At 70.9% G+C, this 21,874-nt stretch carries 20 protein-coding genes; 7 read left to right on the top strand and 13 right to left on the bottom strand.

Features of this window, described 5'->3' with window-relative positions; translation table 11 throughout:
* Window positions 1-27: 27 nt before the first annotated feature.
* Complete coding sequence (locus tag ISP_RS13810; RefSeq protein WP_013224485.1) at window positions 28-1,215, bottom strand: class I SAM-dependent RNA methyltransferase; 1,188 nt, start codon at window positions 1,213-1,215, stop codon at window positions 28-30.
* Window positions 1,212-3,245, bottom strand: a complete 2,034-nt coding sequence (locus ISP_RS13805) for an APC family permease (protein WP_176742167.1) — start codon at window positions 3,243-3,245, stop codon at window positions 1,212-1,214. Before ISP_RS13805 ends, ISP_RS13810 begins: the two co-directional genes overlap by 4 nt.
* Before the next feature lie 92 nt (window positions 3,246-3,337).
* Between ISP_RS13805 and ISP_RS13800 the strand changes: the two genes are divergently transcribed.
* Window positions 3,338-4,003 carry a potassium channel family protein gene (locus ISP_RS13800; protein ID WP_013224483.1) on the top strand — a complete coding sequence of 222 codons (666 nt, stop codon included), beginning with the start codon at window positions 3,338-3,340 and terminating at the stop codon, window positions 4,001-4,003.
* Complete coding sequence (locus ISP_RS13795) at window positions 4,000-4,656, top strand: potassium channel family protein (RefSeq protein WP_003067924.1); 657 nt, start codon at window positions 4,000-4,002, stop codon at window positions 4,654-4,656. Before ISP_RS13800 ends, ISP_RS13795 begins: the two co-directional genes overlap by 4 nt.
* A 179-nt stretch (window positions 4,657-4,835) precedes the next feature.
* Here the strand turns inward: ISP_RS13795 and ISP_RS13790 are convergent, their stop codons facing one another.
* Complete coding sequence (locus ISP_RS13790; RefSeq protein WP_013224482.1) at window positions 4,836-5,558, bottom strand: DUF3159 domain-containing protein; 723 nt, start codon at window positions 5,556-5,558, stop codon at window positions 4,836-4,838.
* A 9-nt stretch (window positions 5,559-5,567) separates the two neighbouring features.
* Window positions 5,568-5,948: an OB-fold nucleic acid binding domain-containing protein gene (locus ISP_RS13785; protein ID WP_013224481.1), complete on the bottom strand. Its 381-nt coding sequence runs from the start codon at window positions 5,946-5,948 to the stop codon at window positions 5,568-5,570.
* A 135-nt stretch (window positions 5,949-6,083) separates the two neighbouring features.
* Between ISP_RS13785 and ISP_RS13780 the strand changes: the two genes are divergently transcribed.
* Window positions 6,084-6,767 (top strand): alpha/beta fold hydrolase, encoded by a 684-nt coding sequence (locus ISP_RS13780; RefSeq protein ID WP_013224480.1) that lies wholly within the window; start codon window positions 6,084-6,086, stop codon window positions 6,765-6,767.
* 44 nt (window positions 6,768-6,811) lie between these two features.
* Here the strand turns inward: ISP_RS13780 and ISP_RS13775 are convergent, their stop codons facing one another.
* Window positions 6,812-7,477, bottom strand: coding sequence for a DUF3710 domain-containing protein (locus ISP_RS13775; RefSeq protein WP_013224479.1), 666 nt, complete (start codon window positions 7,475-7,477; stop codon window positions 6,812-6,814).
* A complete protein-coding gene (gene dut / locus ISP_RS13770) occupies window positions 7,477-7,980 on the bottom strand; it encodes a dUTP diphosphatase (RefSeq protein ID WP_013224478.1) in 504 nt (167 codons plus the stop codon). Before dut ends, ISP_RS13775 begins: the two co-directional genes overlap by 1 nt.
* Window positions 7,981-8,004: 24 nt before the next feature.
* Between dut and ISP_RS13765 the strand changes: the two genes are divergently transcribed.
* A complete protein-coding gene (locus ISP_RS13765; protein WP_013224477.1) occupies window positions 8,005-8,487 on the top strand; it encodes a DUF3093 domain-containing protein in 483 nt (160 codons plus the stop codon).
* Window positions 8,488-8,638: 151 nt separating this feature from the next.
* On the opposite strand, the gene ISP_RS13760 is transcribed toward ISP_RS13765, so the two are convergent.
* The gene (locus ISP_RS13760; RefSeq protein WP_013224476.1) at window positions 8,639-8,947 is read right to left on the bottom strand and encodes a DUF4193 domain-containing protein; all 309 of its coding nucleotides are present in this window, start codon (window positions 8,945-8,947) and stop codon (window positions 8,639-8,641) included.
* Between the two features lie 515 nt (window positions 8,948-9,462).
* Between ISP_RS13760 and cei the strand changes: the two genes are divergently transcribed.
* The gene (cei, locus tag ISP_RS13755; protein ID WP_013224475.1) at window positions 9,463-10,146 is read left to right on the top strand and encodes an envelope integrity protein Cei; all 684 of its coding nucleotides are present in this window, start codon (window positions 9,463-9,465) and stop codon (window positions 10,144-10,146) included.
* A 280-nt stretch (window positions 10,147-10,426) separates the two neighbouring features.
* Here cei and ISP_RS13750 read toward each other — a convergent pair whose 3' ends face one another.
* Window positions 10,427-11,245 carry an inositol monophosphatase family protein gene (locus ISP_RS13750; protein ID WP_013224474.1) on the bottom strand — a complete coding sequence of 273 codons (819 nt, stop codon included), beginning with the start codon at window positions 11,243-11,245 and terminating at the stop codon, window positions 10,427-10,429.
* 64 nt (window positions 11,246-11,309) lie between these two features.
* On the opposite strand from ISP_RS13750, the gene ppgK reads away from it, so the two are divergent.
* Together ppgK and ISP_RS13740 are read left to right on the top strand one after the other, a co-directional pair.
* Complete coding sequence (ppgK, locus tag ISP_RS13745; RefSeq protein WP_013224473.1) at window positions 11,310-12,077, top strand: polyphosphate--glucose phosphotransferase; 768 nt, start codon at window positions 11,310-11,312, stop codon at window positions 12,075-12,077.
* Between the two features lie 172 nt (window positions 12,078-12,249).
* A complete protein-coding gene (locus tag ISP_RS13740; protein WP_013224472.1) occupies window positions 12,250-13,653 on the top strand; it encodes an RNA polymerase sigma factor in 1,404 nt (467 codons plus the stop codon).
* A gap of 76 nt (window positions 13,654-13,729) precedes the next feature.
* Here ISP_RS13740 and ISP_RS13735 read toward each other — a convergent pair whose 3' ends face one another.
* The 5 genes from ISP_RS13735 to ISP_RS13715 form a co-directional block, all read right to left on the bottom strand.
* Window positions 13,730-14,122 carry a hypothetical protein gene (locus tag ISP_RS13735; RefSeq protein ID WP_013224471.1) on the bottom strand — a complete coding sequence of 131 codons (393 nt, stop codon included), beginning with the start codon at window positions 14,120-14,122 and terminating at the stop codon, window positions 13,730-13,732.
* A 177-nt stretch (window positions 14,123-14,299) separates the two neighbouring features.
* The gene (gene glgB / locus ISP_RS13730; protein ID WP_013224470.1) at window positions 14,300-16,507 is read right to left on the bottom strand and encodes a 1,4-alpha-glucan branching protein GlgB; all 2,208 of its coding nucleotides are present in this window, start codon (window positions 16,505-16,507) and stop codon (window positions 14,300-14,302) included.
* Window positions 16,504-17,883, bottom strand: coding sequence for a maltokinase N-terminal cap-like domain-containing protein (locus ISP_RS13725; RefSeq protein WP_013224469.1), 1,380 nt, complete (start codon window positions 17,881-17,883; stop codon window positions 16,504-16,506). Before ISP_RS13725 ends, glgB begins: the two co-directional genes overlap by 4 nt.
* A gap of 5 nt (window positions 17,884-17,888) precedes the next feature.
* On the bottom strand, window positions 17,889-19,697 hold the full coding sequence (gene treS, locus ISP_RS13720; protein WP_013224468.1) for a maltose alpha-D-glucosyltransferase: 1,809 nt from the start codon (window positions 19,695-19,697) through the stop codon (window positions 17,889-17,891).
* A 38-nt stretch (window positions 19,698-19,735) separates the two neighbouring features.
* Complete coding sequence (locus ISP_RS13715; protein ID WP_013224467.1) at window positions 19,736-21,718, bottom strand: maltotransferase domain-containing protein; 1,983 nt, start codon at window positions 21,716-21,718, stop codon at window positions 19,736-19,738.
* Window positions 21,719-21,874: the final 156 nt, after the last annotated feature.

The following is a 21,874-nucleotide window of genomic DNA, read 5'->3' as shown; positions in this document are numbered from 1 at the left end:
GAGTGTGCCGATCACCACCGACAAAACTCAGGACAGCAGCGCCACGCACTCCACGTGGTGGGTCATCGGGAACGCGTCGAACGCCCGCAGGTCCGTCAGCGAATACCCGTGGGCCGCGAAGGTCGCCACATCGCGCGCCAGCGCCGCCGGGTCGCAGGCCACGTACACGATCCGGTCCGGGGCGCCCGCCACGATCGACTCCACGACCGCCTTGCCCGCGCCCTTGCGCGGCGGGTCCAGGACCACGACGTCGACCGGCTTGGCCGCCGACTCCAGCACGTGCTCGACGCGCCCGGCGTGCCACGAAACCTGGGGCAGGTCCGCGAGGTTGCGCTCGCCGTCGGCGACCGCGCGCCTGCCGGACTCGATCGCCAGCACCCGGCCCGACGTCCCGACCTGGGTCGCCAGCACCGACGCGAACAGCCCGACCCCGGCGTAGAGGTCCCAGGCCGAGCCGCCCACCGGCGCCTCGGCCCACTCCGCCACGACCGCGGCCAGCGTCGACGCCGCCGCCGGGTGGACCTGCCAGAAACCGTGCGCGTCGAGGCGCCAGTCGCGGCCCGCCGCGTGCTGGACCGCGACCCCGCCGGCCAGCTGCCGCGCCCGGACCTTCCCGCGCACCGTCGACAGCTCGCGGACGTGGACCCCACCGTCACCGTCCTGGGTGACTTCCAGCTCGCTACCTGGCCGCCAGCGCCGCGCCAGGACGTCGTCGAGCTCGCCCGGGACGGCGATCGGGCAATCGTCCAGGGCCACCACCCGGTGGCTGTGGTGGGCGCGCAGCCCGGCGCGGCCGTCGTGCCCGGCGACCAGCCGGACGCGGCTGCGCCAGTCCAGGGGCCCGCCGTCGAGCGCCTCGACGACGACGTCACGTTCGATACCCGCCAGCCGCTGCAGCTGTTCGGCCACCACCGCCGCCTTCAGCGCCCGCTGGTGGTCCGGGTCGGCGTGCTGCCAGTCGCAGCCGCCGCAGCCGCCCGGCACGGCCAGCGGGCACGGCGGCGTGACCCGGTGCGGGGACGGGCTGAGCACCTCGACGGCGTCCCCGCGGCAGAACGAGCCGCCGTTGTCCTCGGTGACCTCGACGCGGACCTGCTCGCCCGGCAGCGCGTGCCGGACGAACACGACCCGCCCTTCCGCGCGGGCGACGCAGTGGCCGCCGTGCGCCACCGCGCCGACCTCGACCTCGAGGACGCGGCCCAGCCAGCTGGTCATTCGGCCGGCTCCTTGGGCTTCGGGGTCGCGATCGGCTGCCCGTTGGGCGAGAACCCGCGGCGGACGTCGCCCGCGGCCGGGCGCTCGTTGCGGACCCGCGCGGCCGCCTTCGCCGACGACTCCAGCTGCCACGGGACGCTCGCCACGATCACGCCGGACTGGAACAGCAGCCGGCCCTTGAGCCGCAGCGCGCTCTGGTTGTGCAGCACCTGTTCCCACCAGTGCCCGACCACGTACTCGGGGATGAACACGGTGACCACGTTGCGCGGGTTGTCCCCGCGCACTCGTTTCACGTAGTCGAGAACGGGCTTTGTGATCTCGCGGTAGGGCGATTCGACGACCTTCAGCGGCACCTTGAAGTTGTGCGCGTCCCACTCGGCGGTCAGCCGGCGGGTGTCCGCATCGTCCACATTGACCGTCACGGCTTCGAGGACGTCCGGGCGCATCGCCTTGGCGTAGGCCAGCGCGCGCAGCGTCGGACGGTGCAATTTGGACACCAGGACGATGGCGTGGTTGCGCGACGGCAGCACGGTCGGGGTGTCGCCGAGGTCCTTCAGCTCGTCGGCGACGCGGTCGTAGTGCCGCCGGATCGCGGTCATCAGCACGAAGATCGCCACCATCGCCGCGATCGCGATCCACGCGCCGAGCAGGAACTTGGTGATGAGCACGATCACCAGCACGATGCCGGTCATCGTCAGGCCGACCGCGTTGACCGTCTGCGAGCGCCGCATCCGCCGCCGCTTCGCGGGGTCGGTTTCCTTCGCCAGCAACCGGTTCCAGTGCCGGATCATGCCGGCCTGGCTCACCGTGAACGACACGAACACGCCCACGATGTAGAGCTGGATGAGCCGGGTGACCTCGGCGTCGAACGCGATGATCAGCACGAGCGCGAAGGCCGACAGGAACAGGATCCCGTTGGAGAACGCCAGCCGGTCGCCGCGGGTGTGCAGCTGCCGCGGCAGGTAGCGGTCCTGCGCCAGGATCGAGCCCAGCACCGGGAAGCCGTTGAACGCGGTGTTCGCGGCCAGCAGCAGGATGATGCCGGTGGAGAAGGAGATGTAGTAGAACGCCGGCGGGAAGTCGGCGAACACCGCGTGCGCGATCTGCGCGACGATCGTCTTCTGCTCGTAGCCGGCGGGCGCGCCGGCGAGCTGGCGCGCCGGGTCCTCGGCGAACTTGACGTCGGTGATCGAGGCCAGCGTGATGATGCCGACCAGCATGGTGACCGCGAGCAGGCCCATCATCAGCAGCGTGGTGGCCGCGTTCTTCGACTTGGGCTTCTGGAACGCCGGGACGCCGTTGCTGATCGCCTCGACCCCGGTCAGCGCCGCCGCACCGGAGGAAAACGCCCGCAGCACCAGGAACGCGTACGCGACGCCGGCGAAAGTGCCTTCGGCGTTCAGCGTGAACCCGGCGCTCTCCGCCTTCATCTCGGTGCCGGTGGCCGCCTGCACCAGGCCCCACGCGACCATGACCAAGATGCCCAGGATGAAGCCGTATGTCGGGATCGCGAAGGCCTTCCCCGACTCGCGGATGCCGCGCAGGTTCAGCGACGTCAGCACCACCACGATGACGATCGAGGCGAGCACCTTGTGCTGGGCCACCCACGGCACGGCCGAGCCGATGTTGGCGACACCGGACGAAGTGGACACCGCGACCGTCAGGACGTAGTCGACCAGCAGGGCACTGGCGACGGTGAGCCCGAACTTGCCGCCCAGGTTCGTGTTGGCGACCTCGTAGTCACCGCCCCCGCTCGGGTAGGCGTGCACGTTCTGCCGGTAGGAGGCGACGACGACCAGCATGACCAGGGCGACCATGATGCCGATCCACGGCGCCAGCGCGTACGCGGACAGCCCGGCGACGCTGAGGGTCAGGAAGATCTCTTCCGGGGCGTAGGCGACGCTCGAGAGCGCGTCCGACGCGAAGATCGGCAGCGCGATGCGCTTGGGCAGGAGCGTGTGAGCGAGCCTGTCACTGCGGAACGGACGTCCGAGGACCAGGCGTTTCAGCACGGTCGGGAACTTCGACACCACGAAAGCCTAACCGTAGGGGGCACGGTAGGTTCGGCCCTGGCATGTCGGGGGTACGACGGACGGGTAAACCGCCAAGGAGGAGGCAGGGCGTGCACGTGGTGATCATGGGATGCGGCCGGGTCGGCGCGTCCCTGGCCGCTGCGCTGGAGCGGCTCGGCCACGAGGTGGCCGTCATCGACAAGAACCAGCAGGCGTTCCGCCGGCTCGGCAGCGACTTCCACGGCCAGCAGGTCGTCGGCGTCGGCTTCGACCGCCGGGTGCAGATCGAAGCCGGCATCGAGCGGGCCGGCGCGTTCGCGGCGGTGTCCAGCGGCGACAACTCGAACATCATCTCGGCTCGAGTCGCGCGCGAGAACTTCGGCGTCGAGCACGTCGTCGCGCGCATCTACGACCACAAGCGCGCGGCCGTGTACGAGCGGCTGGGCATCCCGACGGTCGCGACCGTGCCGTGGACGACCGACCGGTTCCTGCGCAGCCTGCTGCCGGACGGTGTCGCGTCGGCGTGGCGGGACCCGTCGGGCAACGTCGCGCTGCTGCAGCTGCCGCTGCACGAGGGCTGGGTCGGGCACTCGGTGAAGTCGCTGCAGGAGGCGACCGGCGCGCGGGTGGCGTTCATCATGCGCTTCGGCACCGGCGTGCTGCCCGACACCAAGACGGTGCTGCAGGCCGACGACGTCGTGTGGGTGGCCGCGCGGTCCGGCACCGTCACCGACGTGACCAGTGTGGCCCAGCGCGAACCGGAGGACGAGGCATGAGGGTCGCGATTGCCGGCGCCGGGGCGGTCGGCCGCTCCATCGCCGCCGAGCTGATCGACGGCAGGCACCAGGTGATGCTGATCGAGCGCGAGGCCGACCAGTTCGAGCCGCACGCGGTCGAGCAGGCCGACTGGGTGCTGGGCGACGCCTGCGAGGTGTCGATCCTGGAGGAGTCCGGGATCGAGCAGTGCGACGTCGTCATCGCCGCGACCGGCGACGACAAGGCGAACCTGGTGGTGTCCCTGCTGGCCAAGACGGAGTTCGCGGTGCGGCGCGTGGTGGCCCGGGTGAACAACCCGGCCAACGAGTGGCTGTTCACCGACGCCTGGGGCGTCGACGTCGCGGTCTCGACCCCCCGCATGCTGGCGGCGATGGTCGAGGAGGCGGTGAGCGTCGGCGACCTGGTGCGGCTGATGACGTTCCGGCAGAGCAACGCGAACCTGGTCGAGCTGACGCTGCCGGCGGAGACACCGCTGGCCGGGAAGCCGGTGAGCGAGCTGACGCTGCCGCGCGACGCGGCTCTGGTGACGATCCTCCGGGGCGACCGGGTGATCGTGCCGCAGCCGGAAGACCCGCTGGAGCCGGGCGACGAGCTGCTGTTCGTGGCGACCGCGGACGTCGAGCCGGAGATCCGGACGGCGCTCGGGTACTGAATCCCACGAAGGGGGCCCGGGCGAGCTTGCCCGGGCCCTTTCGTGTCCGGCTGGTGCCGTGAATGACTCATTCGGGACCTCCGACGCCGTGAATGAGTCATTCACGGCGCACGGCGACCGAAACTGTCGGTGCCTGCCGGTAGAGTGGAAACCGGGGGGCGCCCCCACGCGCGGGTTGCTCAGGCTTCGGGCGCCTGGGCGTACTTCTCGCGCAGCCGGGCTTCGACCTGCGCGTCCGTCTCCGGCGCGGGCTCCTCCTCGGCCATCGCCTTCAGGCGCTTGTCCGACCGGCGGACCGCCCAGACGACCACCAGCAGGCCCAGCGCGTAGAGCGGGTAGCCCATCGCGATCTTCGCGAAGGCCAGCCAGCCGGTGTAGTCCTCCTGGTAGAGCCACCGCTGCACCACGAACCGGGCGGCGAAGATGAGCGCCATCGCCAGCGTGGCGACGTCGTAGCCGTAGCGGGACGGCTTGTCCTTGCGCCACGCCTGGCCGGTGCCGTTGAGCATGTTCCAGACCACGCCCGCGATCGGCCAGCGCACCACCACCGACAGCACGAAGATGCCGCAGTAGACCAAGCTCGCGTAGATCCCGAAGAGGAAGAACCCCTTCGCCGACCCCGTGCGGTAGGCGATGAACGCCGCGATCGCGACGCCGAAGAAGCCCGAGATCGCCGGCTGCAGGGGCTCCTTGCGGACCAGCCGCAGCACCGTGATGGCCACGGCGCTGCCGATCGAGGTCCAGATGGCCGCGGTCAAGCCGAAGAACGAGTTCGCCAGCACGAAGACGATCACCGGCACCGACGAGTAGATCAGGCCGGACACGCCGCCCATCTGCTCAAGCAGGGTCGGCTGCGGCTCGTCCTCGTCGGTCTTCTTCTCGCTCGGGGCGGGTTCAGTCACGATGGGTGATCAACTCACTGGGCTCTGGAGCTCGTAATAGGGGTTGTACAGCACCTTCTGGCCGTCACGCTCGGCCATCCGACCACGCACCTTGATCGTCCGGCCAGGCTCGATGCCCGGGATCCGGCGGCGGCCGAGCCAGATTAGCGTCACGCCCTGTGTTCCGTCGAACAGCTCGGCCTCCAGCGTGGCGGCCTCGTTGGTCGGGCAGAGCTCGACGCTGCGGAGCCGCCCCATCACGGTGACCTCTTCGCCGGAACGGCAGTCACAGGCCCGCTGCGCCCCTTCGGCGCCGGACCTCATCGACATCTCGTCGGCGTCGAGTTCCTCGACGTCGCTGGTCAGCTTGCGTACCAACCGGCTGAAGTAGCCGCCGTCTTTGGCGGACATAGGTGCTCCTGTGCTCCGGGGCCGGTGACAAATTGCTTGCGGCCCGTGCGATTCCAGCGTACTGCGGTCCCCGCCAGGGAAACGCCTTTGCGCAAAGATCGCAACGTGACGTCCGCAATCAGAGTTCCCGCCGCGGTGCTGCTGCCCGGTACCGGTTCGGACGAGGTGTTCGTCCGAACCGTCTTCGAGCGGCCCCTGCGCGCCCTGGGTGTCCCGCTCATCGCGCCACCCCCGCCCCCGGGCGCGGCGCTCGCCGAGGGCTACCTGGCCATCCTGGACGCGCTGGCGGACGAACACGGCGAACTGCTCGTAGGCGGCATTTCGTTCGGCGCGCACCTCGCCGCGGAGTGGGCCGTGCGCAATCCGGGGCGTTGCGGGGGCCTGCTGGCCGCCCTCCCGGCCTGGAACGGCGTCCCGGGCCCGGCACCCGCATCGCTGGCCGCGACGCTGACGGCCGATCTGGTGGCCGGTTCCGGCGTCGGCGCGGCACTGGCGCAGACCGACGGCAGCCCGGGCTGGCTGCGGGGGGAGCTGGACCGGGCGTGGCGGCGGCACGGCGACGGCCTGGCGGACAGCCTGCGCGTCGCGGCGGGCCGGGCCGCGCCGACCTCGGCCGAACTGGCGGCGCTGGCCGTCCCGGCCGGGATCGGCACCTGCACCGACGACCCGATCCACCCGACGAAAGTCGCAGCGGAGTGGGCGGGCGCACTCCCCCGCGCGGCCCTGGGCGAGACGACGCTCACGGCGCTGGGCGCGGACCGCGAGTCACTCGGCCGGGCGACCGTCCTCGCGTTCCTGAGGGCCCTGACACACCCGTGACGGCCACCTCGAGGGTCGCGAGGTGGCCGTCACGGGTGAAAGCGTCAGCCTTGCTGCTGCTGGGCCGCGATGTGCTCGGCGACCGCTTCGGGCAGCGTGATCGTCAGCGGGGTCCGGACCGGCATGGGCGCGTCGCCGCGGTCGACGATGGTCCGCCGGACGATCTCGCGCAGCACCTCGACGGCCCCGGCGGCCTCCGACTGCGGCCCGGCGATGACGCCGCGCAGCATCCAGCGGGGCCGGTCGACGCCGACGAAGCGCAGGGCGACGTCGCCGATGATGGCCGAAATCTCCAGGCCCCAGACGCCGCGGCCGATGGTGACCTTGGCGCCGTCGGCCCGCAGCTGGTCGGCCAGCTCGGAGCTGACCTCCCGCCACAGCCCGCCGGAGCGCGGCGCGGCGTACGCGCTGACCGTGATCTGGCCCTGCTCGGTGACGACGTGCACGGCGCGCACACCGCCGGCCTCCGGGTCCATCTCGACCTGGACCTGGGAACCGTCGGGCACCGGCACCTTCACCGAGCCGAGGTCGATCCGCGGGATGCCGTCGTCGTCGAAGTCGGTCACGTCGAACGGGCCGTCGGAGACGTCCGACAGCTCCGGGCCGTCCTCGTCGTGCTCCTCGTCCTCGAAAGTGTCGTCGGCCTCGGGCGCGGCGTGCCGTCCGGCGGACCCGCCCTCGGTCCGTCGCTTGCGTCCGAAAATCCCCACTACTTCTCCGTTCCTTCCCCCGTGGCGGCGCTCGCGGCGAGCGCCGGTGCTCCCAGTGTGGCGTGTCCACCCGTCGAGCCGTAGCCTCCGTCGCCCCGCTCGGTCGCGTCGAGCTCGGCCACCTCGACGAACTCCGCGTGCTCGACCCGCTGCACGACCAGCTGGGCGATGCGGTCGCCGCGCGTCAGCTTCACCGAGTGCACCGGGTCGTGGTTGATCAGGCAGACCTTGATCTCGCCGCGGTAGCCCGCGTCGATCGTGCCCGGGGTGTTCACCACCGAGAGGCCGACCCGGGCCGCCAGGCCGGACCGCGGGTGGACGAACCCCGCGTACCCGGGCGGGAGCGCGATCGCGACGCCGGTGCCGACGACCCCGCGTTCGCCGGGCTCGAGGACGATATCCGAGGTGGTGACGAGATCGGCGCCCGCGTCGCCCGGCCGGGCGTAGGCGGGCAGCGGGACATCCGGGTCGATCCGGGAGAGGAGTACCTGAACGCTGGACACGGGCGGCGAGATTACTCTCTACCCGTGGGTGAATCAGCGAAGACGGCCGCGAACGCGGCGGTGCGGCACTCCGAACGGCTGTACGTCCCGTGGTGGGGCTGGCCGCTGCCGGTGCTGGGGGCGGTCCTGCTCGCCGCCGAGATCGACCTCGGGTACCCCGGGATCCGGGCGTGGCTGCCGTACGTGATCGCCTTGCCGGTGGTCGTGGCGCTGCTGCTGTCGCTGGGCCGGTCGAAGGTCCGGATCACCGGCGGTGACGAGCCGGAGCTGTGGGTCGGCGACGCGCACCTGCCGCTGCGCTACGCCGGCGAGGTGGAGATCTTCGACAAGGAAGCCAAGCGCAAGGCACTGGGCCGCGACGGCGACCCGGCCGCCTACGTGCTGCACCGCGGCTGGGTCGGCCCGGTCGTCAAGGTCCGGCTGACGGACGCGAACGACCCGACGCCGTACTGGCTGTTCAGCACCCGGCACCCGGAACGGGTCGCCGAGCTGCTCAAAGGCGCCTGAACCCAGATATGGAAGGGGGCCGGCCTGCCGGCCGGCCCCCTTGTCCCCAGCGCGCTTCGAGCCTCGCCCTCACTCCTTGCCGAGCAGTGCCCTCGAGGCTCTCCGTCGCGTCTGTTCGTCCCCTGAAGCCCTGTCCGAGATCCCCGTGCCCTCAGGCGCAGTCGCGGCAGATCAGGCGTCCGCCGTTGTCCTCGGCCAGCCGGCTGCGGTGGTGCACCAGGAAGCACACGGAGCAGGTGAACTCGTCCGCCTGCTTCGGCACCACCTTCACGGTCATGTCCTCACCGGAAAGCCCGGAGAGGTCGGCACCCGGCAGCTCGAAGTTCTCGGCGGTCGCGTCCTCGTCGACGTCGACGACGCCGGACTGGTTCTCGTTCCGCCGGGCCTTGAGCTCCTCCAACGAGTCTTCGGCCAGCTCGTCGGCTTCGCTGCGGCGCGGAGCGTCGTAGTCGGTAGCCATGTGTCCCTCACCCCTGCGATCAGCTTGTGTAGTCGTTTTCCCGGACCCCCGGATGCGCCCGTGAGTCCGCCGTGCCGCTGGTCAACGTTCCAGGGCCCTCGTTTGTGCCCGACGGCCGAAGTGACCGAGGTCTCTTCTTTTTGCGCCTCTTCCTGCGGCCGGAGCCCGGGAAGGGTAGCTCACCGCTGTCCGGGTTCTGCAACGAGTCAGACATTGCCGGGGAATCGTCACCCGACAGGGGGAACCCGCAGGTAAGACGCGTTGTCGTCCGTTCGGGTTGCCCGGGGGTGGAGAACTTCACGCGGGGCCCGTGTCCGCTTGCCCCGCCCGGCCCCGCCGTGGTGCGATCGCTGCACGGGGATCGGTCCGGCTGGGGCCCGGTACCGCAGGCAGAACCACGGGAACCCACCGGGTGACCCGGGACCGTGTGCGTCGGTCGCAGCGCCTAGGCTGACCGGCCTCGGCGGTGCCCGGTTCGGCACGGCCGGTTTCGGTGTTCGGGAAGGGACGGGCAGGTGGCGTCGGGGAACGGCATCGGGGACCGTGGGACGCGGCCGTATCGCAAGCACAAGCCGCTGCCGGCGCTGATCGTCATCGGCGTGCTCGCCGTGGGCGCGATCGTCGTCTGGGTGCACGCCGCCATCGGCAAGGGCGACGTCGACGAGGCCGTCAAGTGCGACCCGCCGGCGAGCCCGCCGCCGGGCGTGACGTTCAGCAGCGTGTCCCACAACGCGCTCGACGACCGCGCCCCCATCCCGCCGGACAAGGTCGCCTACCGGGTCCTCAACGCCTCGGGCAGCCGCGGCCAGGGCGGCATCACCACGACGGCGCTGCGCGAGCTCGGCTTCACCGGCGCCGCCGATCCGGCCAACGACCCGGCGTACGAGAACCGCGAGGCCAAGTGCCGCGGCCAGATCCGCTTCGGCGAAAACGGCGCCACCGCGGCCCGGACGCTCAGCCTCGTGGTGCCGTGCGCCGAGCTGGTCCAGGACAACCGCAAGGACGCGAGCGTCGACGTGGTCACCGGCACGCTGTTCGGCGACCTCCGGCCCCGCGCCGAAGCCCGGCAGATCATCACCCAGCTCGCCGACTGGTCGAAGGCCCACCAGGGCGGCGGCGGCAACGAGCAGTCCGCGGGCGCGCAGGCCCCGGTCGTCGACCAGACGCTGCTGGCCGCGGCCCGCGACGTCGCCTGCTGACCCGGCCCCGTAGGTCGCTGGATTCCGGCTGAGCCCCCCGGTGAACCCTGCCGGGCCGCGCTGAACGCGGCTCGCCCCCACTGGCCCCGGCCGGGCTGAACCCCACCGAGCCGCACCGAATCACTCGGCCGCGGGGGCGCCCCCCGTTTTCCACGCTACCGGAGGGCACCGACATTTTCGGCCGGACGCAGGTCCCCGCCGCCCAACGCCCCACACCCTCGGGAACGCGAGCCGGCTGTCCCGGTACGCGAACCGGCCGTCCCGGTCGGCGAGACCCGGCTCAGACCTCCGCCGCGCCGCAGTCCGCCAGCACCTTCCGCAGCGGGTCCGCGATCGACGGGGCCGCCGCGTACGTCGCGTCCGCGCCCAGCTCCGGTGCCGCGCCCGGGAGGGACACCTGCGCGCCCGCCTCGGCCGCGATCAGCGCCCCCGCCGCCCAGTCCCAGCGGTTGAGGCCGTGCTCGACGTACGCGTCCAGCCAGCCCGCCGCCACCGCGCAGAGGTCGAGCGACGCGGCGCCGTTGCGGCGGATGTCCCGCACCCGGCCCAGCAGCTCCGCCGCGAACCGCGACTGCCGCCTCCGCCGCTCGGGCGAGTACGCGAAACCGGTTCCGACCAGCGTCACCTCCAGGCGGTCCGGCGCCGACACCGCCAGCCGCCGTCCGTCCAGGAACGCGCCCTGACCGCGGGCCGCCGACCAGACGCGGCCGCTCGCCGGCTCGACCACCGCGCCGGCCACCGACACGCCGCCGACCTGCGCGGCGACCGACACCCCGAACCACGGCAGCCCGTAGAGGAAGTTGACCGTCCCGTCGATCGGGTCGACCACCCACGTCACGCCGTCGCCCGCCGCGCCGCCGCCTTCCTCGCCCAGCACCGGCTCCCCCGGCCGCAGCTCGGCCAGCCGCGCGCGCACCAGGCGTTCGGATTCGTGGTCGACCGCGGTCACCACGTCGGTGGCCCCGGACTTGGTGCCCACGGCCACCGAACGGCCGGCCGCCATACCTTCCCAGGCCTCGCGGACCAGGGCGGCGGCTTCCGTCGCGACCTGCACCGCGACGCTTTTCAGCAACGACTCGTCAACTCCCACGTCCGACATGTCACCACATCCGGTTAAAGTCTCCGAAGCAGGCTTCTGAATCGTGCGAGAAGGGACCACGTCCGTGGTGGAGGCGACCCGCCGAGGTTTCGGCATCGACATCGGCGGCAGCGGGATCAAGGGCGCCTTGGTCGACCTGGACTCCGGCCAGCTCATCGGCGACCGCATCCGGATCGAGACGCCGAAACCGTCCACGCCGTCGGCGGTGGCGGACGTCGTGCACGACGTCGTCACGCAGGCGGGCTGGGACGGCCCGGTCGGCGTGACCCTGCCGGCGGTCGTCAAGAAGGGCGTCGCGCACACCGCGGCCAACATCGACAAGCAGTGGATCGGCACCGACGCCGACGCGCTGTTCGCCAAGCGGCTCGGCCGGAGCGTCGACCAGGTCGCGATGCTGAACGACGCCGACGCGGCGGGCATGGCGGAGATCCGCTTCGGCGACCCGGTCGCGCGCACGGGCGTGACGGCGCTGCTCACCTTCGGCACCGGCATCGGCAGCGCGGTGTTCCAGGACGGCAAGCTCGTCCCCAACACCGAATTCGGCCACCTCGAGATCGACGGCCACGACGCCGAGAAGCGCGCGGCCGCTTCGGTGAAGGACAACGAGGGGCTCTCCTACCCCGAATGGGCCAAGCGCGTGCACCGTTACCTGACCGTGCTGGAGAACCTGATCTGGCCCGACCTGTTCATCGTCGGCGGCGGCGTCAGCAAGAAGGCCGAGAAATGGGTGCCGCTGCTGGACATCCGCACTCCGGTGCTGGTGGCGAGCCTGCAGAACAACGCCGGGATCGTCGGCGCCGCGGCCGCCGCGGCGGAGGGCATCCAGCACTGATTCGGCTCTGAGGGTGATCGCTTCGCACCGCATGCGCGTACCGTCGTTACAATGGAACACGGCCCACGGCTGCGGAGGTCAAAACCGCAGGCCGAGGCGTGATCCCCGAATGTGAGGCAGCAATGGCCCCAGGCCGTTGCTCGTCGTGATCGACCGCTGCGAAAGGGCGTAAGTGGCAGCCGCAAGAACCGCAACCCGAGGCGGGACGAAGACAGCGACCGCAGCCGGCGAGCCGGCCGAAGAGGCAGCCACCGGGACGGCGAAGCCGGCGGCCCGCAAGACCACCACCACCGCCAAGAAGGCCCCGGCCAAAAAGGCTCCGGCCAAGAAGGCCGTGACCAAGGGCGCCAAGACCGAAGACGGCGAGCCGGACGGTCCCGCGGACCTCGAGGACGACGAACTGGGCACGCCCGACCTGTCGGACCTGGAAGAGGTCGAGGTCGACGTCGTCGAGGAGACGGTCGCCGAGGAGCCGGACGCCGACACGGCCGAAGACGACGATGACGACGAGGAGTCGGACGAGGAGACTCCGGCGCAGCGGCGTCGCGGCGCGGCGGCCGACAAGGCCGCGGCCAAGAGCGACAACCCGGACTTCGTCTGGGACGAGGAGGAGTCCGAGGCGCTGCGTCAAGCGCGCAAGGACGCCGAGCTCACCGCCTCCGCCGACTCCGTGCGTGCCTACCTCAAGCAGATCGGCAAGGTCGCGCTGCTGAACGCGGAGGAGGAGGTGGAGCTGGCCAAGCGGATCGAGGCCGGGCTCTACGCCGCCGAGCGCGTGCGCACCGCCGAGGAGGAGGGCGAGAAGCTCGTCACCCAGATGCGCCGCGATCTCAAGTGGATCGTGCGTGACGGCGAGCGCGCCAAGAACCACCTGCTCGAGGCGAACCTCCGGCTGGTGGTGTCGCTGGCCAAGCGCTACACCGGCCGCGGCATGGCGTTCCTGGACCTGATCCAGGAGGGCAACCTCGGCCTGATCCGCGCGGTGGAGAAGTTCGACTACACCAAGGGCTACAAGTTCTCGACGTACGCCACGTGGTGGATCCGCCAGGCGATCACCCGCGCGATGGCCGACCAGGCGCGCACCATCCGCATCCCGGTGCACATGGTCGAGGTCATCAACAAGCTGGGCCGCATCCAGCGCGAACTGCTCCAGGACCTCGGCCGCGAGCCGACCCCGGAAGAGCTCGCGAAGGAGATGGACATCTCCCCGGAGAAGGTCCTGGAGATCCAGCAGTACGCGCGTGAGCCGATCTCGCTCGACCAGACGATCGGCGACGAGGGCGACAGCCAGCTCGGTGACTTCATCGAGGACTCCGAAGCGGTCGTCGCGGTCGACGCGGTGTCGTTCACGCTGCTGCAGGACCAGCTCCAGTCGGTGCTGCAGACGCTGTCCGAGCGCGAGGCGGGCGTGGTCCGGCTGCGCTTCGGCCTCACGGACGGCCAGCCGCGCACGCTCGACGAGATCGGCCAGGTGTACGGGGTGACCCGGGAGCGCATCCGGCAGATCGAGTCGAAGACGATGTCGAAGCTGCGCCACCCGTCGCGGTCCCAGGTCCTGCGGGACTACCTGGACTGAGTTTCCTTACGGGACAACGGAAACCCCGCCACCGGCTCCGGTGGCGGGGTTTTCCCGTGGTGGCTCGAGGGCGGGCTCAGGGCACGGCCAGCCCGCGCTCCCGCAGCGACTGCTCGACGCGCAGGCGTTCGATCTCGCGGTCCATCCCCTCGGGCAGCTCCCCGAGGCGGTGCGGAACACCGACCTGGCGGCAGGCCACGGTCAGGAGTTCGTCGTACGCCTGCCGGGTGCCGATCCGGCGCGCGGCCGGCGTCCCGGACGGGTAGTCCACGAGCAGCCGGTGCACCCGCCGCAGGTCCGCGGCGACGCGTTCGATCGGCGGGCTTTCCGGCTGCGGCCGCGCCCGCTTCTCCCGGAGCCGGCCGACCACCTTGGGGACGCGCAGCGCGCACCAGAACAGCACCGTGGGAGCGAGGCAGACCACGGCGAAGAGGATCAGGTTCGCAAGGACGCCACCCGTGCCGTCCATCCCCCGATGGTAAGCCCGCCACGCCCTCCCCGCGGAGCCCTTTTCACGTGATCGAGAGGTCAGCACCCGTGATTGGAGGGTCGACTCGCGTGATTGAAGGGTCGACACGATGCCGTTGCCGTGTCGTCCCCTCGATCACGCGTGTCGACCTCCGGATCACGTGTGTCGACCCTCGGGTCACGCCAAGTCGGGGTTCGGTGGGGTTTCTTCGACCAGCCAGAGGACGCCGGCCGGGGGGAGCTGGAGGACTGCGGAGGCCGGTTGGCCGTGCCACGGCTCCTCCGTGGCCTCCACCGCGCCCAGGTTGCCGACGCCGGACCCGCCGTACGCCTCCGCGTCGGTGTTGACGACCTCGCGCCAGCGGCCCGCCGCGGGCAGGCCCACCCGGTAGTCGTGGTGCGGGACGCCCGCGAAGTTGGCCACGCAGGCCAGCCGCGAGCCGTCGGTGCCGATGCGGAGGAAGCTCAGCACGTTGCCGCTCGAGTCGTTCGCGTCGATCCAGCGGAAGCCGTCCGGCGAGGTGTCCTGGCTGTACAACGCCGGCGACGACCGGTACACCGCGTTCAGCGACCGCAGCAGCTCCCAGACGCCGAGGTGCAGCGGCTCGTCCATCAGGTGCCAGTCGAGCGACTTCGACTCCGACCACTCCCCCGGCTGACCGAACTCGCCGCCCATGAACAGCAGCTGCTTGCCCGGGTGCGCCCACATGAACGCCAGCAGCGACCGCAGCCCGGCCGCCTTGTTCCAGGCGTCGCCCGGCATCCGGCCCCACAGGGAGCCCTTGCCGTGCACCACTTCGTCGTGCGACAGCGGCAGCACGAAGTTCTCGCTCCACGCGTACACGAGCGAAAACGTCATCTCGTTGTGGTGGTACGCCCGGTGGATCGGCTCGTGCGAGAGGTACCGGAGCGTGTCGTGCATCCAGCCCATGTTCCACTTGAAGCCGAACCCGAGCCCGCCGAGGTGGGTCGGGCGCGTGACGCCCGGCCAAGCCGTCGACTCCTCGGCCACCATCACGATGCCCGGGTGTCGCTTGTAGACGGTCGCGTTCAGCTCCTGCAGGAACCGCACGGCGTCGAGGTTTTCCCGCCCGCCGTACTGGTTGGGCAGCCACTCCCCTTCGTTGCGGGAGTAGTCGAGGTAGAGCATCGACGCCACCGCGTCGACGCGCAGGCCGTCGAGGTGGAACTCCTCGATCCAGTACAGCGCGTTGGCGACCAGGAAGTTGCGGACCTCGTTGCGGCCGAAGTCGAACACGAGCGTGCCCCAGTCGGGCTGCTCGCCGCGGCGCGGGTCCGCGTGCTCGTAGAGCGCGGTGCCGTCGAACTTCGCCAGCGCCCAGCTGTCCTTCGGGAAATGCGCGGGCACCCAGTCCACCAGCACGCCGATCCCCCGCTGGTGCAGGCGGTCGACGAAGTAGCGGAAGTCGTCCGGCGAACCGAAGCGGGACGTCGGCGCGTAGTACGACGTCACCTGGTAGCCCCACGAGCCGCCGAACGGGTGCTCCGACACCGGCAGCAGCTCCACGTGCGTGAACCCGGTTTCGACGAGGTAGTCGCCCAGCTGGTCGGCCAGTTCCCGGTAGTCCAGGCCGGGCCGCCACGAACCGAGGTGCACCTCGTAGATGCTCATCGGCGCCGCGGCCCACTGCGTGGCTTCGCGCTGAGCGACCCACTCGTCGTCTTCCCACAGGTGCGCCGAGGTGGTGACGACCGAGGCCGTCGCCGGCGGCTGCTCCGTGCCGAACGCCATCGGGTCGGCCTTTTCGTGCCAGTTGCCGTCGGCGCCGAGGATCCGGAACTTGTAGCAGGTGCCCACGCCGACGCCCGGCACGAACAGCTCCCAGACCCCGGACGAACCGAGCGAGCGCATCGGGTGCCCGCGCCCGTCCCAGCCGTTGAAGTCGCCGATCACGCGGATGCCGCGGGCGTTGGGCGCCCAAACCGCGAACGACGTGCCCTCGACGACGCCGTTCGGCGTCTCGTACGAGCGGACGTGCGCGCCGAGCACTTCCCAGAGCCGCTCGTGCCGGCCCTCGCCGATCAGGTGCAGGTCCAGCTCGCCCACCGTGGGCAGCCAGCGGTACGGGTCGTCGGAGGTGGCGGTGTGCCCGTCGTACTCGACTTCCAGCCGGTAGTCGCCGGGGTGCTCGGGTACGGCGACGGCGAACAGCGCGTCGATCACCGGCTCCATCGGGTACCGGTTCGAGCCCGCGCACAGCGTGACGGCTTTCGCGCCGGGCAGCAGCGCCCGGGCCGCGAAGCCCTTGCCGACGGCGTGCACGCCCAGCACCGAGTGCGGGTCGTGGTGGGAACCGGCGAGCAGCCGGTCGATGTCCGCGGCCGGCGGGGCCGCGGCCGGGAGGCCTTCGGGAGCCGCGTTCACGGTTTCGTCCCTCCGCTAGTGATCCGGGCGATCGAGGCGAGCGGCACACCCAGCCAGTCCGGCCGGTTCGCGTGCTCGTAGCCCACCTCGTAGACCGCCTTGTCCAGTTCGAATGCGCGCAGCAGCTCGCCCTGCTCCCGCGGGTCGGCCGCGATCGCGGCGTAGCCCTCGCAGAACGCCGCCCGGTTGCGCTCCGACCACTCGTGGGCGCGCTCGGCCAGTGCCGGCTCGTCCGGCTGGCCGACCAGCATCTGCTGGGCCGCGTAGTCGAACGACCTCAGCATGCCCGCGACGTCGCGCAACGGCGACCGGAGCGCGTGGCGTTCCTCGACCGGAGCCGCGGGCTCGCCCTCGAAGTCGATCAGCAGCCAGCCGCCGACGGTCCGCAGCACCTGGCCGAGGTGCAGGTCGCCGTGGATGTACTGCATGGTCACCGAGCCGGTGGGCAGGGTGCGCAGCTTCTCGAACGCCGCCCGCAGCTTCGGGGCGTGCTCGGCCAGCTCCGGCACCCGCGCGGCGATCGTGTCGAGCCGGTCGAGCATCGCCTTGGCCGAGCGTTCCAGCTCGTCGGCGTCGACCGGCTCGGTGCCGAGGGCCTGGGCCAGGTCCGCGTGCACCTCGGCGACGGCGCGGCCGAGCCGCTCCGCCTCGCCCGCGAAGTCGCCGCCGACCTCGCCGGCGTGCAGTTCCGGCGCGGCCATCAGGTCGCGGACGCTGGTGGTGGCCATCGCCCAGCCGTCGACCGCGTCCGAGACGAACTGCTGGAGCATGCCGACCGTGGTCGGCTCGCCGTCCAGGTCGCCGGTGATCGACCCCAGCGGCTGCGCGATGTGCTTGCTGCCCACCCCCTGCAGCGCGCGGTGCAGCAGCAGGTCCTTGTTCTTGCCCGGTGTCAGCTTCCGGAACAGCTTGAGGATGTACTGCCCGCCGTAGACCAGGGACGTGTTGCTCTGCTCCGACGTGATCGGCCGGGCGCGCAGGCCGGTCTCCAGCTCCACGCCCGGCTCGTGTTCGAAGACCATCGAACCGACCCGCTCCTCGCGGGCCATCAGGTCCAGCAGCACGCCGGTGACGTCCAGGTCGCCGGACGCCTCGTAGGCGTTGAGGTCCCCGACGGCGCCGATCCAGCTCGTCGAGGCGATCTCCGGCGGGTGCGTCCGCCGGCCCACCAGCAGCTGGTAGGGCTCGCGCCGGTCGTCCTGGGCTACCTCGATCACGACGTGCAGCAGCTGCGGATCGCCGGAGACCAGCTCGGTCACGCCGAGCGTCCGGACGCCGGTCACCGGCCGGTCCTTGCCGGCGAACCACCGCTGTTCCGGCAGCCAGCGCTTCAGGTCACCGGTCAGGTCGTCGACCAGCTCGCGCGGGTCGGACAAGGGACTCACCTCGCTTCGCCTTCGTCTCCCGGGCTCGTCAGCTGGAACCAGTAGAAGCCGTGCCCGGGCAGCGTCAGCAGGTACGACAGGTCCCCGATGCTGGGGAACCGCACGCCGCCGGTGAGCTCCACCGGCGTGCACCCGCGGTGCGCGGACAGATCCAGCTCCACCGGCTGCGGGAACCGGGAGAGGTTGTTCACGCAGAGCACGACGTCTTCGCCGCCGTCCGGGCGCCGCCACTGGCGCTTGTAGGCCAGCACGCTCGGGTTGGAGCCGCCGAGGTCGACGAACTCGCCCTCGGCGAACGCGTGGTGCTGCTTGCGCACCTCGATCATCCGGCGGGTCCAGTTGAGCAGCGAAGACGCGTTGTTCGACTGCGCCTCGACGTTCAGGCCCTGGTAGCCGTACACCGGGTCCATGATCACCGGCAGGTAGATGCGGCCCGGGTCGCAGGAGGAGAACCCGGCGTTGCGGTCCGGGGTCCACTGCATGGGGGTTCGCACCGCGTCGCGATCGCCGAGCCAGATGTTGTCTCCCATGCCGATCTCGTCACCGTAGTACAGAACGGGCGAACCGGGGAGGGACAGCAGCATCGCCGTGAACAGCTCCTGCTGGTTCCGGTCGTTGTCCAGCAGCGGGGCCAGCCGGCGGCGGATGCCGATGTTGGCCTTCATGCGCGGGTCCTTGGCGTACTCCGCGTACATGTAGTCGCGCTCTTCGTCGGTGACCATCTCGAGGGTCAGCTCGTCGTGGTTGCGCAGGAAGATGCCCCACTGGGCCCCGCTGGGGATGGTCGGGGTCTGGGTGAGGATCTCCGAGATCGGGAACCGGGACTCACGCCGCACCGCCATGAAGATCCGGGGCATCAGCGGGAAGTGGAACGCCATGTGGCACTCGTCGCCGCCGACCGCCGGGTCGCCGAAGTACTCGACGACGTCCGAGGGCCACTGGTTCGCCTCGGCCAGCAGGATCCGGCCCGGGTACTCGTCGTCGACGACCTTGCGGCAGCGCTTGAGGAACTCGTGCGTGCGCGGCAGGTTCTCGCAGTTGGTGCCCTCCTGCTCGAACAGGTACGGCACGGCGTCCAGGCGGAACCCGTCGATGCCCAGGTCCAGCCAGAACCGCAGGGTGTCGATCATCGCGTTCTGGACGTCGACGTTCTCGAAGTTCAGGTCGGGCTGGTGGGAGAAGAACCGGTGCCAGTAGAACTGGCCGCGCACCGGATCGTAGGTCCAGTTCGACGTCTCGGTGTCGACGAAGATGATCCGGGCGTCGGCGTAGCGCGAGTCGTCGTCGCTCCACACGTAGTAGTCGCCGTACGGGCCGTCGGGGTCGCTGCGGGACTGCTGGAACCACGGGTGCGCGTCCGAGGTGTGGTTGAGCACCAGGTCGGTGATCACCCGGATGCCCCGCCGGTGGGCCTCGTTGAGCAGGAAGACGAAGTCCTCGACGCTGCCGAACTCCGGCAGCACCGCGCGGAAGTCACTGATGTCGTACCCGCCGTCGCGCAGCGGCGAGGCGTAGAACGGCGGCAGCCACAGGCAGTCGATGCCCAGCCAGGCCAGGTAGTCGAGCCGGCCGGCCAGGCCGCGCAGATCGCCGGTGCCGTCGCCGTTGGAGTCGGCGAACGCGCGCACCAGCACTTCGTAGAACACCGCGCCCTTGAACCACTCCGGGTTGCTCGGCGCCTGCTGCGCCGACCGGAAGTCCCCGGCCTGCGGTTCGACCAGCATGCCGTCGGCGGTCATCGCCTCACCGGTGTGCGGCACACCGTCCAGCCCCAACGCCGCGTCGGGCCGGGCTTCTTCCGCCATGTGTTCCACCTCGTCCCTCGAGTCCCTGTCCTTCCACCTCAGCCGGCCAGCCGGCGTCTCACCGACACCACGTGCGCGACCGCCCGCCAGGGTTCGAGCCGGACGTAGTTCGCCGGACCCCAGTCCCAGGTGTCCCCGGTGACCTCGTCGTGGGCGATGAGCCGTTCGTGCGCTTCGAACCCGAGCGCGGCGGTGTCGAGCCAGAGCGTGCCCTCTTGGGTCCCGTACGGGTCGAGGGTGACGACCGTGACCACGGTGTCGCCGGTGGCCGGGTCCTGTTTGGAGTAGGCCAGCAGCGCGTCGTTGTCGATGTGGTGGAAGTGCAGGGTGCGCATCTGCTGCAGCGCCGGGTGCGCGCGCCGGACGGCGTTCAGCTTCGCCAGCCACGGCTCCAGCGAACGCCCTTCTTCGAGCGCGCGCTCGAAGTCGCGCGGGCGCAGCTGGTACTTCTCGGAGTCGAGGTACTCCTCGCTGCCTTCGCGGACCGGGACGTGCTCGAACAGCTCGTAGCCGGAGTAGACGCCCCACGTCGGCGAGATCGTCGCCGCCAGCGCCGCCCGCAGCGCGAACATGCCGGGGCCGCCGCGCTGCAGCGACTCGTGGAGGATGTCCGGGGTGTTGACGAACAGGTTCGGCCGGCCCTCGTTCCAGTGTTCGCGCAGGTCGATGGCGAAGTCGATCAGCTCCTGCTTGCCGGTGCGCCAGGTGAAGTAGGTGTAGCTCTGGGTGAAGCCGAGCCGGGCCAGGCCCCACAGGCGCGCCGGGCGGGTGAACGCCTCGGCGAGGAACAGCACGTCCGGGTGGGCGTCCTTGACCGACTGGATCAGCCAGGCCCAGAAGTCCGGCGGCTTGGTGTGCGGGTTGTCGACCCGGAAGATCTTCACCCCGTGGTCGATCCAGACGGTGATGACCCGCAGCATCTCTTCGTAGACGGCCTTGGGGTCGTTGTCGAAGTTGATCGGGTAGATGTCCTGGTACTTCTTCGGCGGGTTCTCCGCGTACGCGATCGAGCCGTCCGGGCGGGTGGTGAAGAACTCCGGGTTCTTCAAGACCCACGGGTGGTCGGGCGCGGCCTGCAGCGCGAAGTCGAGCGCCACCTCCATGCCGAGCTCGCCGGCCCGCGCCACGAAGGCGTCGAAGTCGTCGAAGGTGCCGAGGTCGGGGTGGATGGCGTCGTGGCCGCCCTCGTCGGCGCCGATCGCCCACGGCGATCCGACGTCTTCCGGCTTGGCGTCGAGCGTGTTGTTGGGTCCCTTGCGATTCACTCGCCCGATCGGGTGAATCGGCGGAAGGTAGACGACGTCGAAGCCCATCTTCGCGACGCGGTCGAGCGCCTTCTCGGCGGTGGCGAAGGTGCCGTGCACCGCCTTGCCCTCGGCGTCGAGCCCGCCGGTCGAGCGGGGGAACAGCTCGTACCAGGAGCCGTACGCGGCGCGGCGGCGGTCCACCCACACCTTGTGCGGCTTGCCCTTGGTGATCAGCTCCCGCACCGGGAACTCGTGCATGACCTGGCGGACCTCGGGCGAGAGCGCGGGCCCGATGCGCTCGGCGAGGCTGCGCTCTTCGTCGCGCAGGGCCTTCACCGCGCCGATCAGCAGCGCCTTGTCGCCCCGGCGGTCCGGGCGGCGGGAGACGCGCTCGATCAGCCGGGCGCCGTTCTCGATGTCGTTCGCGAGGTCCTCGGGCCCCTGCCCGGCCGCGACCTTCACCTCGACGTTGTGCTCCCACGTCGCCCAGGGATCGCCCCAGGCGTCGACCCGGAACGTCCAGAGGCCGGTGGTGTCCGGGGCGATCACCGCGGCGAACTCGTCGGGGTGGTCGGGACCGCGCGGCACCATCCGCGTCTGGCGCGTGAGCCGGTCTTCCGGCCCGCGCCACGCGACGGTGGCCGCGACGGCGTCGTGACCCTCGCGCCAGACGGTCGCGAAGACCGGGATGTGTTCCCCCACAACGGCTTTGGCCGGATACCGGCCACAGGCCACACTGGGGGAGACGTCGTCGATGCCGAGCCGGCCGGTCATGGGCAACGCCCTTCGATATGTCGGTTGGACGCAGACGGCGACAGTCTGCCTGACTCGATCAAGCGCCCACGAGGCAGGGTTCTCTATCCCTGTACCCAAAACGGATCAACTGAAACGCTTTCGGCGCAACGAGTTCCGGCCACGTGTCCGGCAGGT

This window comes from Amycolatopsis mediterranei (assembly GCF_026017845.1).
GTDB classification, from domain to species: domain Bacteria; phylum Actinomycetota; class Actinomycetes; order Mycobacteriales; family Pseudonocardiaceae; genus Amycolatopsis; species Amycolatopsis mediterranei.
Note: the sequence above shows the minus strand (reverse complement) of the source record. Positions and strands in the feature narration are given on the sequence as shown.